This is a genomic window from Sphingomonas sp. BE123 (assembly GCF_031456015.1).
Lineage (GTDB): Bacteria > Pseudomonadota > Alphaproteobacteria > Sphingomonadales > Sphingomonadaceae > Sphingomonas.
Genome location: NZ_JAVDTW010000001.1, coordinates 755,591 through 769,756, shown reverse-complemented (window position 1 = coordinate 769,756; position 14,166 = coordinate 755,591). Strand labels below are relative to the sequence as shown.

The following is a 14,166-nucleotide window of genomic DNA, read 5'->3' as shown; positions in this document are numbered from 1 at the left end:
CGCGGCGCGCTAGGATGCGGCAAAATAATCTCAGGAGAGCGCCATGAGCCTGCCCCAGATGGATTTCGCCCTCGGCGAAACCGCGGACATGATCCGCGAAACCACCGAACGCTTCGCCCGCGAACAGATCGCGCCGCTAGCCGCCAAGATCGACGCCGACGACTGGTTCCCGCGCGACCAACTCTGGGCGCCGATGGGCGAGCTCGGCCTGCATGGCATCACCATCGCGGAGGAGGATGGCGGCCTCGGCCTCGGCTATCTCGAACATGTCATCGCGTGTGAGGAAGTGTCGCGCGCCTCGGCCTCGATCGGCCTCAGCTACGGCGCGCACTCCAACCTGTGCGTCAACCAGATCGGCCGCTGGGCGAACGCGGAGCAAAAGGCGAAGTACCTCCCCAAGCTGATCAGCGGCGAACATGTCGGCAGCCTTGCCATGTCCGAAGCCGGCGCGGGCAGCGATGTCGTCAGCATGAAGCTGCGCGCCGAGCACAAGGGCGACCGCTACATCCTCAACGGCACCAAATTCTGGATCACCAACGCCGCCTATGCCGATGTCCTGGTCGTCTATGCCAAGACCGGCGAGGGCAGCCGCGGCATCACCACCTTCATCATCGAGCGCGGCATGAAGGGGTTCGAGATCGGGCAGAAGATCGACAAGATGGGCATGCGCGGATCGCCCACCGCCGAACTCGTCTTCACCGATTGCGAAGTGCCGGAAGAAAACGTCATGGGTCCGCTCAACGGCGGCGTCGGCGTCCTCATGAGCGGCCTCGACTATGAACGCACGGTTCTCGCCGGCATTCAGCTCGGCATCATGCAGGCCTGCCTCGACGTCGTCCTGCCGTATTTGCGCGAACGCAAGCAGTTCGGCCAGGCGATCGGCAGCTTCCAGCTGATGCAGGCCAAGGTCGCCGACATGTATGTCGCGCTCAACTCTGCCCGCGCCTATGTCTACGCCGTCGCCAAGGCCTGCGACGCGGGCAAGACCACCCGCTTCGACGCCGCCGGCGCGATCCTGCTCGCCTCCGAAAACGCGTTCAAGGTCGCCGGCGAAGCGGTGCAGGCGCTCGGCGGCGCGGGCTATACCAAGGACTGGCCGGTCGAACGCTTCCTGCGCGACGCCAAGCTGCTGGACATCGGCGCGGGGACGAATGAAATTCGCCGCATGCTGATCGGACGGGAGCTTGTGGGAGCCGTATGACTGAAATCGCCGCACCATCGGATGAGGTAAGCCGCCGCCAGCGCGGGTTCCTGGGCTTTGTCGAGCGGGCGGGCAATTTGCTGCCCGAACCGACGATGATCTTCGTCTATCTCATCATCGCGCTGATGGCGGTCAGCGCGATCGGCGACTGGGCCGGATGGTCGGCATCGCTCCCCTATACCGGTGACGAGGCGCCGACCGGCGCGACGCTGGAGGGCGGGGTGCTCACCTACACCGCGTCCAGCCTGTTTTCCGAAGCCAATATCGGCCGCCTGCTGGTCGACATGCCGCGCACGATGAGTGGCTTTGCGCCGCTCGGCCTGATCCTCGTCATCATGCTCGGCGCGGCGGTGGCGGAGCGGTCGGGCATGTTCTCCGCGCTGATCCGCGCCAGCCTCGCCAACGCGCCGCGCGCGATCCTGACGCCCATCGTCGCGATCATCGGCATGGTGTCGCACCACGCTTCCGACGCCGCCTATGTCGTGTTCATCCCGCTCGCCGCGATCGTCTATGCCGCCGCCGGACGCCACCCCGTCGCAGGGCTCGCCGCCGCCTTTGCCGCGGTATCCGGCGGCTATGCCGGCAACATCACCCCGGGCCAGATCGACGTACTGCTGTTCGGCTTCACGCAGGAAGCCGCGCGGATCGTCGAGCCGGGCTGGACGATGAACCCGGTCGGCAACTGGTGGTTCATCCTGTCGATCGTCATCGTCTTTACCCCCGCCATCTGGTTCATCACCGACAAGGTGGTCGAACCGCGCCTCGGCAAATGGGGCGGTGAAGCCGACGCGGAAGTGACCGCCGAACTCGCCCGCTCCGAAGTCACCGCCGAAGAACGCCGCGGCCTGCGCCGCGCCGGGCTCGCCGCGCTCGCGGTGATCGCGCTCTACCTCGTCCTCACGCTCGCCCCCGGCTACACCCCGCTGATCAATGAAAAGGCGGAAGGGACGGCGCAGCTTCAGCCCTTTTACGGCGCGCTGATCGCGGGCTTCTTCCTGATGTTCGTCAGCTGCGGCATCGCGTTCGGCAGCGCGACCGGGTCGATCAAGTCCGCCGACGACGTCACGCGGATGATGCGCGAAGGCATCGCCAGCCTCGCGCCGTACATCGTGTTCGTATTCTTCGCCGCGCATTTCGTGGCGATGTTCAACTGGTCCAATGTCGGCCCGATCATCGCAATCAACGGGGCCGAAGCACTTCAGACCTTCGCGCTCCCCGCGCCGATCCTGCTGGTCAGCGTGCTGCTGCTGTCATCCTTCCTCGACCTGTTCATCGGCTCGGCCAGCGCCAAGTGGAGCGCGCTCGCGCCGGTCGTCGTCCCGATGTTCATGCTGCTCGGGATCAGCCCGGAGATGACCACTGCCGCCTATCGCATGGGCGACAGCTACACCAACATCATGACCCCGTTGATGAGCTATTTCCCGCTGATCCTCGCCTTTGCGCGGCGCTGGGACGGGTCGTTCGGCGTCGGTTCGCTGCTCGCGCTGATGCTGCCCTATGCGCTCACCTTCATGACGCTCGGCATCTCGATGGTCATCGCCTGGGTGACGTTCGACTTCCCGCTCGGACCGGGGGCAGGGGTGTTCTACGCGCAGCCCGGCTCCGGCCAGTGATCGCGGTCGCCGACCCGATCCTTGGCCGTGGCACCGGGCAGACCATGAATCAGGAGAATTTTCGTTGAGCGGTCCCGTCCTCAAATCGATCCTCTCGCCCGAAGACGAAGGCTTCCGCACCAACGCCGCGCACAACCGCGCGCTGGTCGAAAAGCTCCGCGCCGATGTCGCGACCGCCGCACTCGGCGGGAACGCGAAGAGCCGCGAACGCCACACCGCGCGCGGCAAGCTGCTCCCGCGCGAGCGCGTCGAGCGCCTGCTCGACCCCGGCGCGCCCTTCCTCGAAATCGGCCAGCTTGCCGCGTGCGACATGTACGAAGGCGAAGTGCCTGGCGCCGGCATGATCGCCGGCATCGGCAAGGTCTCGGGCCGCACCTGCATGATCGTGTGCAACGATGCGACGGTAAAGGGCGGCACCTATTACCCGATGACGGTCAAAAAGCATCTGCGCGCGCAGGAGATTGCCGAGGCCAACCGCCTGCCGTGCATCTACCTCGTCGACAGCGGCGGCGCGAACCTGCCGCATCAGGCCGACGTCTTCCCCGACCGCGACCATTTCGGCCGCATCTTCTTCAACCAGGCGAACATGTCCGCCAAGGGCATCCCCCAGATCGCCTGCGTCATGGGCAGTTGCACCGCGGGCGGCGCCTATGTCCCCGCAATGTCAGACGAAAGCGTGATCGTGCGCGAACAGGGCACGATCTTCCTCGCCGGCCCGCCGCTGGTAAAGGCCGCGACGGGCGAGGAAATCAGCGCCGAGGATCTGGGCGGCGGCGACCTGCACGGGCGCAAATCGGGCGTGGTCGATCATGTCGCCGACAATGACGAACACGCGCTGACCATCGTCCGCGACATCGTCAGCCACCTCCCTGCCGACCGCAAACCCGACATCGCGCTGCTCGACCCGCGCCCGCCCAAGTTCGACGCCGAGGACCTCTACGGCATCGTCCCCACCGACGTCCGCGCGCCATACGACGTCCATGAAGTCATCGCGCGGCTGGTCGATGGCAGCGAATTCCACGAGTTCAAATCGCTCTACGGCACCACCCTCGTCTGCGGCTTCGCCCACATCTGGGGCATCCCCGTCGCGATCCTCGCCAATAACGGCGTGTTGTTCAGCGAGTCTGCGGTCAAGGGCGCCCACTTCATCGAACTCGCCTGCCAACGCCGCATCCCCCTGCTGTTCCTCCAGAATATCAGCGGCTTCATGGTCGGCGGAAAGTACGAGGCGGAGGGCATCGCCAAACACGGGGCCAAGCTGGTCACCGCCGTCGCCACCGCCAGCGTCCCCAAGATCACCGTCCTGATCGGCGGGTCATTCGGCGCCGGCAACTACGGCATGTGCGGTCGCGCTTATTCTCCGAGGTTCCTGTTCAGCTGGCCCAACAGCCGCATCAGCGTGATGGGCGGCGAACAGGCGGCGTCGGTGCTGGCCACCGTCCACCGCGACGCGGCGAACTGGACGCCGGAGGAAGCCGAAGCCTTCAAACAACCGATCCGCGACGATTACGAAGCCCAGGGCAACCCCTGGCACGCGACAGCCCGCCTATGGGACGACGGCATCATCGACCCGGCACAGACCCGCGACGTGCTGGGGCTGGCATTCGCCGCAACGCTCAACGCGCCGGTGGAGGAGGGGACACGCTTCGGCGTGTTCCGGATGTGAGGGGGATGGAGCTATTCCTCCCCCAGCTTGCTGGGGGAGGGGGACCGCCGCGAAGCGGTGGTGGAGGGGCCGCCGCGCAGACGGCGGAAACGCTGCGTCGTAACACCGCCCTCTTCGGGGCGGCCCCTCCGTCACGCCTTCGGCGTGCCACCTCCCCCGTTGGGGGAGGAATTGCTCCGCTCAGCCGTGACGCGATGGATATGCGTAAGCACGCCGCTGAGATTATTCAGCACTTCGCTCACCGGAATCCGCAACGTCACAACCCCCTGTGCCGCCAGCCAAGCATCCCGCCGCGCGTCGCGTTCAGGCCGGTCACCATATTCATGCGCCTCCCCGTCCACCTCGACGCACAGCTTCGCGCGGTCGCAGTAAAAGTCGAGGATATACGGCCCCGCCGGATGTTGCTTGCGCCATTTGTCGCCGTCGCGCCCGCGCAACTCGCGCCACAACAAGCCTTCAGGCAGCGTCAGCTCCCGACGCGTCTGCTTCGCGCGGCGGTACGACTTGCCGTTGCCTTTCAGCATGTGACCGCCCTTTCGCGCTTCGCGCGCCCCTCCACCATGCTTCGCATGGTCCCCCTCCCCGAGACAAGCTCGGGGAGGAACTGAGAAAGAGCCATGATCACCTCCCTCCTCATCGCCAATCGCGGCGAGATCGCCTGCCGCATCATCCGCACCGCGCGCAGGCTCGGCATTCGCACCGTCGCGGTCTATTCCGACGCCGACGCCCACGCGCTCCACGTCCGCTCCGCCGACACCGCCGTGCATATCGGCGCCTCCCCCGCGCGCGAGTCCTACCTGGTCGGCGAGCGCATCATCGCCGCCGCCAAGCAAACCGGCGCCGAAGCGATCCATCCCGGCTACGGCTTCCTCTCCGAAAATGCCGAGTTCGCCGAAGCCGTGCAGGCCGCCGGCCTCATCTGGGTCGGCCCCAACCCCGCCAGCATCCGCGCCATGGGCCTCAAGGACGCGGCGAAGAAGCTGATGCAGGACGCCCGAGTCCCCGTCACCCCCGGCTATCTCGGCGAAGACCAGTCGCCCGAGCGCCTGCAATCCGAAGCCGACCGCATCGGCTACCCCGTGCTGATCAAGGCGGTCGCGGGCGGCGGGGGCAAGGGGATGCGCCGCGTCGACGCCGCCGCCGACTTCGCCGACGCGCTCGCCAGCTGCCAGCGTGAGGCCGCGTCCTCGTTCGGCAACGATCAGGTCCTGCTCGAAAAATACATCCTCGCGCCCCGGCATATCGAGGTGCAGGTGTTCGGCGACAGCCACGGCAACATCGTCCACCTGTTCGAACGCGACTGCTCGCTCCAGCGCCGCCACCAAAAGGTGATCGAGGAAGCCCCCGCGCCCGGCATGGACCCCGAAACCCGCGCCGCCGTGTGCGACGCCGCAGTCAAGGCCGCCCGCGCGGTCGATTATGTCGGCGCCGGCACGATCGAATTCATCGCCGACGCCTCCGAAGGCCTGCGCGCCGACCGCATCTGGTTCATGGAAATGAACACCCGGCTTCAGGTCGAACACCCGGTGACCGAGGCGATTACCGGCGTCGATCTGGTCGAATGGCAGCTGCGCGTCGCATCGGGTGAGCCGGTGCCGAAAACGCAGGATCAGCTGTCGATCCATGGCTGGGCGATGGAAGCACGGCTCTATGCCGAGGATCCGGCCAAGGGCTTCCTGCCCTCGACCGGCGCCTTCACCACCTTCGATCTCAACCCCGACCACCTCGTCGATGACGTCCGCATCGACACCGGGGTCGATCGCACCAGCGTGGTCACGCCCTTCTACGACCCGATGATCGCCAAGCTGATCGTCCATCGCAACACACGCGAGGAAGCGGCGGAGGCGCTCGCGACCCTGTGCGGCGGGGTGACGATCGCGCCGACGCGCACCAATGCCGGCTTCCTCATGCGCTGCCTCGACCATCCCGAGTTCGTCAGCGCGCAGCTCGACACCGGCTTCATCGCCCGCAACGAAGCCGCGCTGCTGACCGGCCCCGACATCCGCGCCGACATGGCGCGTGACGCCGGGGCGGGGGTGTTCGGCGATATCGTCAGCCGGATGCGCGACGCCCGCACCATCGCACCCGCCTTCCGCCTCAACGCCGCACCCCGTGCCCGCGGCGCGGTGATGGACGAGCATGGCCAGCGGTTCGAGGTCGACCTGCTCGACTATGCCGCCCCGTCCTGGCGCTATTTCTACAACAACATCTTCTCCGCCGACCCGCGCCAGATGACGATCTTCGCCGATGGCGAGGCTGCGTGGTTCCGCGCGTGGCGCGCCGAGGGCGGGGCAGGGGGCGCGGCCGGCGACGGTGCCATCCTCGCCCCGATGCCCGGCCGCATCGTCTCGGTCGAGGTCGCTGAGGGGCAGGCGGTCACCGCCGGGCAAAAGCTGCTGGTGCTCGAAGCGATGAAGATGGAACAAGCCCTGCTCGCCCCGTTCGACGGCACGGTGGAAACCCTGTCCGCCACGCCGGGCGCGCAGGTTCAGGTCGACGCGCTGCTGGTGAAGGTGGTGAAGGCCTGAAAAAATCCTCCCCGGAACGGGGAGGGGGACCATGCGCAGCATGGTAGAGGGGGTCCGAGGCAAGGGACTCCGTTCCCTTGGGCCCCCTCCGTCAGCGCTCCGCGCTGCCACCTCCCCGTTCCGGGGAGGATTGATCAACTGCTCGATTTCACGTGCAGGACATTCCCCCCGGCAAACGCCACACCCCGCCCGACACCGACGGCGCGTTCATCCGCGACATGTTCGCATCGCAGATCCAGCCACCCCGCGCCGCCTCACCCCGCCGCGCTGACCAAGCGACCCGAACACCTCGCGCCCAATCGCCACCCGCAGAAAACCGCGGGCCACAGCTCGCCCCATTTCCTGCAAGAACCTATTTGGCTAAACTGCATTCTCACAAACCAACCGGAAATGAAGAATGTACACAGCCACCCCTCATTCCCGCCAAGTCCGGTCCACCCGATCCACCAACCGCACCATCGCCGCAAAATCCGCCGCGCCAGGCCCGCCCGGCACCTGCGCCATGTGCAGGTCGCGCTGATGCACTGCGACCACCTCCGGCGGCACCGTCAGCGGCTTGCCCATCGACAGCGTCGCCAGCTGGATCTCGCATGCGCGCTGCAGCGACCAGTGCTTGATGAACGCCTCGGGCAGCGTCCGCCCCATCGCGACAATGCCATGGTTGCGCAGCAGCAACATCCGCTTGTCGCCAAGGTTCGCGACCAGCCGCGCGCCTTCCTCGTCGCGTACCGTCACGCCCTCGAAATCATGATAGGCGATCTGCCCGGCAAAGTTGCATGCGTAGAAATTGATCGGCTGCAACCCGCCCTCCAGGCTGCTCACCGCCATCCCCGCAGTCGTATGCGTGTGCATGATGCAATGCACGTCGGGCAGATGCCGGTGGAACACCGCATGCTGGACGAACCCCGCGCGGTTGACCGGATAGGGGCTGTCGTCGAGCTTGTTGCCGTCAATGTCGATCTTGACCAGGTTCGACGCCTTCACCTCGCTGAAATGCAGCCCGAACGGGTTGATCAGAAACGCGTGATCCTCGCCCGGCACCTTCAGCGTGATGTGGTTGTAGATCATCTCGGACCAGCCGAGATGGTCGAACACGCGATAGGCGGCGGCAAGCTGCTGGCGCGCCTCCCACTCGGCATCGGACATCGTGCGGGGTGCGACAGCGGCGGTGGCCATGATCCTCTCCATTTTTCGTGCTTGCGGTATGTATGCCATGAGCGGCGGGGGCAGGGCAACTTGCCAGCCGCGCGCGAAGCGGCTAGAGGCCGCCTCAGTCATCTGGGGAGTAGCCAGCCGTCTAGCGACGGGCCTCCGCGTCAACATACTTGGTCGAGAGACCATGGCGCGAAGGGAGCTGCCGCATCACGCGGCGTTCGGGCGAGACCAATGGCGCCATGCTTTCCGTCCGGGCTGGGCGGAGGGGTGTGGTGTCGTTGGAATTCGCATCCGCCCGGCCCGGAGACGTTGATTTGGAAGCCTTTTTCACCTCCACCGCCGTGGTCGCGCTCGCCGAAATCGGCGACAAGACGCAGTTGCTCGCAATCCTGCTGGCGACGCGGTTCAAGCGGCCCTTGCCGATCGTCGCGGGCATCCTTGTCGCCACGCTCGCCAACCATTTCCTCGCGGCGCTGGTGGGACAACAGGCCGCGGCGCTGCTGCAGGGCGACTGGTTCCGCTATGTGATCGCCGCATCCTTCATCGCGATGGCGGCATGGACCCTGGTCCCCGACAAGATCGACGATCTGGACGACAAGCCCGCGCGCTTCGGGCCGTTCCTGACCACCACCATCGCCTTCTTCCTGGTCGAAATGGGCGACAAGACCCAGATCGCCACCGTTGCGCTCGGCGCACGCTTTGCCGAGGTCGGCTGGGTCACGGCGGGCACCACGCTCGGCATGATGCTGGCCAACGTCCCTGCGGTCTATCTCGGCAACGAACTGGTCAAGCGCGTGCCGATGCGCACCGTCCGGATCGTCGCCGCGCTGCTGTTCCTCGCGATCGGCATCTGGGTGCTGGTCCAGACGCTGCGGGGTTAATCCAGCGCGGAGCCTTTAATCCTCCCCCGCAAGGGGGAGGTGGCGCCGAAGGCGACGGAGGGGGAGGACGGCTGTGTCCTCAACCCTCTTGCGCATCGCTTCCTCCCCCTCCGTCACGCTGCGCGTGCCACCTCCCCCTAGCGGGGGAGGATTTGAACTGGCTAATCCAGAAACCGGATCGTCGGCCCATATTCGTCGCGGACGATCCGCACCTGCACATCGTACAGCGCGGACAGCGTCGGCTCGCGCATCACCTCGGGCGCAGGACCGGCGGCGAGAATGCGCCCCTCGCATACCGCGACCACGTCATCGGCAAAGCGAAAGGCTAGGTCGATATCATGGATCGCCATCACCACCGTCCGCCCGGCATCGGCCCGCGCACGCAACCGCCGCATCGCGTCGATCGCATGGCGCGGGTCGAGATCGGCGGTCGGCTCGTCGACGATCAGCAATTCGGGATCACCGACGATGGCGCGCGCGAGCAGCACGCGGGCCAGCTCGCCTCCCGACAAATCAGTGGCAGGCCGGTCGCGCAGTGCGAGCAGGTCGCATTCGACCAGCGCGCGGTCGATCGCGGGAAGCAACGCCGCGGGCAGTCCGCCGAACGCCGGAAGCTGGGGCAGCAGGCCCAGCGCAACCACCCGCTCGACGCTGATCGGCCAATCGACCCCGACGCGCTGGGGCAGATAGGCGCGCCGGCGCGCCAGCTCTTGCCGCCGCAGCGCGGAGAGGGGGGTGTCGCCCAGCCGCACCTCGCCGCTCTCGGGCTTGAGCAGCCCCGCCGCGACCTCGAGCATGCTCGACTTGCCCGCACCATTGGGGCCGATCACGGCAGTCAGCCGCCCCGCCGCAAACGCAACATCGACGCCATCGAGCACCAGCCGCCTGCCGCGCTTCAACGTGATCGTTTGAAGGCTAAGTGCGGTCATGGCGTCCGACTCCGCATCCGCAGCACCAGCCACAGGAAGAAGGGCGCGCCGACCAGAGCGGTGAACACGCCGAGATGGATCGGGCTGTCGAGCCGGATCAGCCGCGTCGCGATGTCCGCCGCAGTCAGCAGCGTCGCGCCTGCCAGCGCTGCCGGCACCAACGTCGCGGCAGGCCGATGCCCTACAAAGGGCCGCACCAGATGCGGCGCGACCAGCCCGATAAAGCCGATCGTCCCGACCACTGCCGTCGCCGCGCCAACGCCCAGCCCGGTGCCCGCCAACGCCAGCAGCCGCGTGCGCCGCACATCGACGCCAAGGCTTTCCGCCTGCACCTCGCCCAGCGCCAGCGCATCGAGCGACCGCGCGGTGGCGAGCAGCGCGACCCCGCCGACCACGATCAGCGGCGCGGCGAGCAGGATTTCCTCCCACCCACGATTGGCGAGCGAGCCCATCAGCCAGGTCATGATCTCATAGGCCGCATAGGGATTGGGCGCGAGATTGAGCGCGAGGCTGATGCCCGCGCCCGCCAGGCTGGAGATCGCCGCTCCAGCAAGGATCAGCGCCAGCGTGCCGCCACCGCGCGCGAGCAGCAGTGCCGCAAACCCTGCCGCGATCGCTCCGGCCAACCCAGCCAGCGGCGCGGCGAGCGGGGCCACTGCGGCCAGCCCGTAATAGATCGCGATCACCGCACCCAGCGATGCTCCGCCCGAAATGCCGAGCAGCCCCGGCTCGGCCAGCGGATTGCGCAGCAACCCCTGCAATACCGCGCCCGACAGGCCAAGGATCGCCCCGGTCAGCACGCCGAGCAGCATCCGTGGCAGGCGGATTTCGGTGATGACCACGCCGGTCAACCGCGCCGCGCCACTGGTCTCGCCGCCCAGCCATCCGGCGTAATCGAGCCCCAGCGTCCCGATGCCGAGCGAGATCAGCCCCAGCACCAGCGTGAGGAGCACCAGGACGGGAATCAGCCACCGCTCGCTCATCGCGCCGCCTCAAGCTGGGCACGCAGATCGGCCGCTGCCTCGGCGATCAGCGGCGTGCCGCAGATATAGGCGCGCGGGCTGACGCTGACCTGCCGCCCGGCCCAGCGCTTGCGCACCAGCGGATGCCGCGCAACCCGATCGCGCAAGCTCTGGCCGACGACGCCGCCGACGGGCGCGACCAGGATATCGGGGTTCAGCGCCAGCAGCGCCTCGACATCGGTCCCCGCCACGCCTTCCTTCGCCGCATTGCGCGCGCCCGCCGCGTCGAGCACCGCATCATACAGCGCGCCTTCGCCGCGCGAGAGCCCGTCGCCACTCCATGACGCAACGCGCAGATCGAGGGCAGGGCGGCGCGCCAGCTCGGCAAGCCGCGCGTCCATTCCCGCGATCAGCGCCTCGCCCCGCTCGACCGCGCCGAGCCGCGCGGCGAGTGTGCGCACCGTCGCGCGGATCTCGTCAAAGCTCTGCGGCTGTGCCACCTCGATCATCGGAAAGCCGAAGCGGCGCAGTGCCGCACGGGTCGCCGCCGAGCCAAAGCTGTCGGCGACGATCAGGTCCGGCTGCTGCCGCACCACATCCTCGATCTCGCCGCGATTGACCGCGACGCCGCGCGCCCGCGCAGCCATCAGCGACAGCAGCGGATCGCGCGACAGCCAGGTCACCGACGCGATCCGCTCGGGCGGGAGCAGCATCAGCACCAGCTGGTCGGTGCACTGGTTGATCGACATCACCCGCATCGGCAGCTTTGCGGGCGCGGGCGGCGGAGCGCTGCCGGCCGAAACCGGCAGCGCCAGTGCCGCGATCGCCAGCGCGATGCCGGCGCGGCGCATCACAGCTTGACGCGCACGCCGGCGAACGCGCCGATGCCGGGCGTCGCGAAGCTGAACACCTCTTCATAGTCGACGTCGAACAGATTCTCGACGCGGCCGAACAGTTGCACCTTCTCCACCACGTCGAACGCGATATTGAAGTTCACCAGCGTGTACGGCTTCAGCGACACCCGCACCGGGACATAGCTGGGGTCGGTAAAGGCAACGTCGGTCATCCGCCCGTTATGCCGCACCGTCAGCGTGGTCGAAAGCCGCTCGTCGCTGGAGATATAGGTCGCGTTGAAGCTGGCGATGTCGCCCGGACGCCGCACTTCCTCGACCCCATTCTCCTTGGCATTCAGATGCGTGTAGCTCGCATCGAACCGCAGCTGCGGAATCGGACGCGCGCTCGCGAACAGCTCGACGCCATGCTGCTTGGACAGGGTCGTGCGGTTCGCCGGCGTCGCGACAAAGGTCGGGGCGGGGTAGCTGGTGTAAATCTCGCCCTTCAGCGTGGAGTCGAAGTAGGTCGCGCCGAACGTGATGGACTCGCCCGCGAAGCTCTGTTCGATCCCGGCTTCCCAGCCTTCGGACTCTTCCGGTTTCAAATTCGGGTTGCCGATATAGCGCCCGTCCGAATAGCCATAGAGCTCATAATAACCCGGGTTCTTGACCCCCGTGCCATAGGCACCGCGCACGCGGGTACCGGTGGGCAGGCGGTAGCTGCCCTGCACGCGCCAGGTCGTGACGTCATCGAACCGGTTATTGTCGTCATGCCGCACCGATGCACCCGCCGCGAAGCCGTCTGCGGTGAGTTCATATTGCGCGACAAGGCCGAGATTGTCGGTGCTGCGCTTGCCGGTAAAGGCGTCGAACGGCGATCCGGTGCTGGGCGTCGTGTTGCGGAACTCTTCCCGCTCGACATCGACCGCGCCGGTCACGCGGTGGGTAACCGCGTCGCTGCCAAAGCGCAGGCTGGAAACCAGCGAGCCCTTGTAGCGCGTGCCGATATTACCGAAATCGACGGCGTCTTCGTTGCGGTACATCGTCCGCTCGCTGTCGGCGAACTGGCCGGACAGGCTGGTGGTCCAGCGACCGTCGAGCGCACTGAACTGCGCGCTGAGCAGGCCGTAAAGGCCGCGATTGCGCTGATGCATGCCGGGCGTGTCGACCGTGTAGCCAAAGGTCGGGCTGGCCGGGTTGCCGTCGCTGGCGTTCGCATCGGAGTCGCTGACGCTATAGCGCAGCACGCCCGTCAGCATCAGGCTGTCGGACGGGGTCCAGTTGAACTTGCCGCTCAGTGCACCGCTTTCCGATCCGACATTGCGGGTGCCGCCGCGTGCGGTGGGGGTGCCGTCGGTGAGGTAGCCGGTCGCCGAGAGTGCATAATCGAAGTCGCCCGACACGCCCGCCGCGCGTGCTGCGGCACTGACGGTGCCGAACGAACCGCCCTCGATCCGCGCGCTGAAGCCCGGTGCCTCGCGGCCCGAAAGCGTGAGGTAATGGATCACGCCGCCGATCGCGTCAGAGCCATAGAGCGAGCTTTGCTGGCCGCGCAGCACCTCGACCCGCCCCGCGCTGTCGGCGAGCAGGCCGCTGAAATCATACTCGCCCTGAAAGGCGTCGGACACTTCGATGCCGTCGATCAGCGTAAGGACGTGGTTGCCCTCGGTCCCGCGGATGCGGATCTGGGTCAGGCCGCCAATCGTACGATTGACGGCAACACCGGGCACATCGCGCAGCACGTCCGAAAGCGTGCGCGTCTGACGCTGCTCGAGCGCCTGTGCATCGATCACGGTGACGGACGCGCCGACCTGATCGACCGGAACCGCTTCGCCCGAGCGCGATGTGGTGACCACCACCGTCTCGCTGGCGTCTTCGGTGACGACGGAGTCTCGCGCGAACGCGGGCGATGCCGCGGCGATGGCGAGCGTGGAAACGGACAATAGCTTCAACATGGGAAAACTGACCCCCGGCGCCGTGCAACGAGGGCAGGGGCCTGCCGTCCAGTCCGAACGGCCGGCAGCCGCGCGCCAGCCGGGCGCATGAACGCCTGACGCACGACACCGACGCGGCCCCCGCCGCTTGGTTCGTCGCTCAGACGGAGGACCGTGCCGTGGCCATTCCCTGGACCAAGGCAAGAGCGACCACGCGTCGGCAGGTCTCCTGGCTCGCGGGTCAGGGCTTGATGCACGGCCTTCCCAGACAAATGTCCAGTGGCTGCTCCCCCGAAAGGAGCCGGTGCATCGCGCTCGCCGCTTACAGTTGCAGGGACAGCCGCGGAGTTGGGCGATTGTCTCGCCCGCACCGCATTCCCGTTTTAAGCCCCTTCCGGGGCACCGGCGCGATCATGAAGCACGGACGATCCGTGCCTCGGACCGCCTCTATGCGCGGATCGGTT

The 14,166-nt window shown here is 67.2% G+C and carries 11 protein-coding genes and 2 riboswitches; of the genes, 5 read left to right on the top strand and 6 right to left on the bottom strand.

The genetic code is table 11. The features are described 5' to 3' along the window. The first annotated feature begins 49 nt into the window (after positions 1–49). The 3 genes from J2Y54_RS03830 to J2Y54_RS03820 all read left to right on the top strand — a co-directional run bounded on the left by J2Y54_RS03830 (position 50) and on the right by J2Y54_RS03820 (position 4,480). On the top strand, positions 50–1,201 hold the full coding sequence (locus J2Y54_RS03830) for an isovaleryl-CoA dehydrogenase (protein WP_310038445.1): 1,152 nt from the start codon (positions 50–52) through the stop codon (positions 1,199–1,201). After that, positions 1,198–2,814 carry an AbgT family transporter gene (locus J2Y54_RS03825; protein WP_310037050.1) on the top strand — a complete coding sequence of 539 codons (1,617 nt, stop codon included), beginning with the start codon at positions 1,198–1,200 and terminating at the stop codon, positions 2,812–2,814. Before J2Y54_RS03830 ends, J2Y54_RS03825 begins: the two co-directional genes overlap by 4 nt. Positions 2,815–2,878: 64 nt before the next feature. Continuing rightward, on the top strand, positions 2,879–4,480 hold the full coding sequence (locus tag J2Y54_RS03820; RefSeq protein WP_310037049.1) for a carboxyl transferase domain-containing protein: 1,602 nt from the start codon (positions 2,879–2,881) through the stop codon (positions 4,478–4,480). A 131-nt stretch (positions 4,481–4,611) separates the two neighbouring features. Here J2Y54_RS03820 and J2Y54_RS03815 read toward each other — a convergent pair whose 3' ends face one another. Beyond that, a complete protein-coding gene (locus J2Y54_RS03815; RefSeq protein ID WP_310037047.1) occupies positions 4,612–5,004 on the bottom strand; it encodes a DUF559 domain-containing protein in 393 nt (130 codons plus the stop codon). Between the two features lie 93 nt (positions 5,005–5,097). Between J2Y54_RS03815 and J2Y54_RS03810 the strand changes: the two genes are divergently transcribed. Next, complete coding sequence (locus tag J2Y54_RS03810) at positions 5,098–7,008, top strand: acetyl/propionyl/methylcrotonyl-CoA carboxylase subunit alpha (RefSeq protein ID WP_310037045.1); 1,911 nt, start codon at positions 5,098–5,100, stop codon at positions 7,006–7,008. Positions 7,009–7,422: 414 nt separating this feature from the next. Here J2Y54_RS03810 and J2Y54_RS03805 read toward each other — a convergent pair whose 3' ends face one another. Further along, positions 7,423–8,184: a class II aldolase/adducin family protein gene (locus J2Y54_RS03805; protein ID WP_310037043.1), complete on the bottom strand. Its 762-nt coding sequence runs from the start codon at positions 8,182–8,184 to the stop codon at positions 7,423–7,425. 91 nt (positions 8,185–8,275) lie between these two features. Next, a riboswitch (yybP-ykoY riboswitch) is annotated at positions 8,276–8,465 on the top strand. A 12-nt stretch (positions 8,466–8,477) separates the two neighbouring features. Here J2Y54_RS03805 and J2Y54_RS03800 point away from each other — a divergent pair. Continuing rightward, positions 8,478–9,044: a TMEM165/GDT1 family protein gene (locus tag J2Y54_RS03800; protein WP_310037041.1), complete on the top strand. Its 567-nt coding sequence runs from the start codon at positions 8,478–8,480 to the stop codon at positions 9,042–9,044. Between the two features lie 161 nt (positions 9,045–9,205). Here the strand turns inward: J2Y54_RS03800 and J2Y54_RS03795 are convergent, their stop codons facing one another. Genes J2Y54_RS03795 through J2Y54_RS03780 form a run of 4 tightly spaced genes read right to left on the bottom strand, consistent with a single transcriptional unit; the run spans position 9,206 to position 13,723 of the window. Next, entirely contained in the window at positions 9,206–9,973 is a 768-nt protein-coding gene (locus J2Y54_RS03795) for an ABC transporter ATP-binding protein (RefSeq protein WP_310037040.1), read from the bottom strand. Further along, positions 9,970–10,956, bottom strand: a complete 987-nt coding sequence (locus tag J2Y54_RS03790; protein WP_310037038.1) for an iron ABC transporter permease — start codon at positions 10,954–10,956, stop codon at positions 9,970–9,972. Before J2Y54_RS03790 ends, J2Y54_RS03795 begins: the two co-directional genes overlap by 4 nt. Further along, the gene (locus J2Y54_RS03785) at positions 10,953–11,786 is read right to left on the bottom strand and encodes an ABC transporter substrate-binding protein (protein ID WP_310037037.1); all 834 of its coding nucleotides are present in this window, start codon (positions 11,784–11,786) and stop codon (positions 10,953–10,955) included. The genes J2Y54_RS03790 and J2Y54_RS03785 overlap by 4 nt, the downstream gene beginning before the upstream one ends. Beyond that, the gene (locus tag J2Y54_RS03780) at positions 11,786–13,723 is read right to left on the bottom strand and encodes a TonB-dependent receptor domain-containing protein (protein ID WP_310037036.1); all 1,938 of its coding nucleotides are present in this window, start codon (positions 13,721–13,723) and stop codon (positions 11,786–11,788) included. Before J2Y54_RS03780 ends, J2Y54_RS03785 begins: the two co-directional genes overlap by 1 nt. 180 nt (positions 13,724–13,903) lie before the next feature. Beyond that, positions 13,904–14,124, bottom strand: a riboswitch (cobalamin riboswitch). Positions 14,125–14,166: the final 42 nt, after the last annotated feature.

What these genes read in the sequence shown, in the direction of transcription:
- J2Y54_RS03815 (WP_310037047.1), bottom strand. Translation starts at nt 5,004, where the DNA reads ATGCTGAAAGGCAACGGCAAGTCGTACCGCCGCGCGAAGCAGACGCGT.
- J2Y54_RS03785 (WP_310037037.1), bottom strand. Translation starts at nt 11,786, where the DNA reads ATGCGCCGCGCCGGCATCGCGCTGGCGATCGCGGCACTGGCGCTGCCG.
- J2Y54_RS03825 (WP_310037050.1), top strand. Translation starts at nt 1,198, where the DNA reads ATGACTGAAATCGCCGCACCATCGGATGAGGTAAGCCGCCGCCAGCGC.
- J2Y54_RS03795 (WP_310037040.1), bottom strand. Translation starts at nt 9,973, where the DNA reads ATGACCGCACTTAGCCTTCAAACGATCACGTTGAAGCGCGGCAGGCGG.
- J2Y54_RS03805 (WP_310037043.1), bottom strand. Translation starts at nt 8,184, where the DNA reads ATGGCCACCGCCGCTGTCGCACCCCGCACGATGTCCGATGCCGAGTGG.
- J2Y54_RS03780 (WP_310037036.1), bottom strand. Translation starts at nt 13,723, where the DNA reads ATGTTGAAGCTATTGTCCGTTTCCACGCTCGCCATCGCCGCGGCATCG.
- J2Y54_RS03810 (WP_310037045.1), top strand. Translation starts at nt 5,098, where the DNA reads ATGATCACCTCCCTCCTCATCGCCAATCGCGGCGAGATCGCCTGCCGC.
- J2Y54_RS03790 (WP_310037038.1), bottom strand. Translation starts at nt 10,956, where the DNA reads ATGAGCGAGCGGTGGCTGATTCCCGTCCTGGTGCTCCTCACGCTGGTG.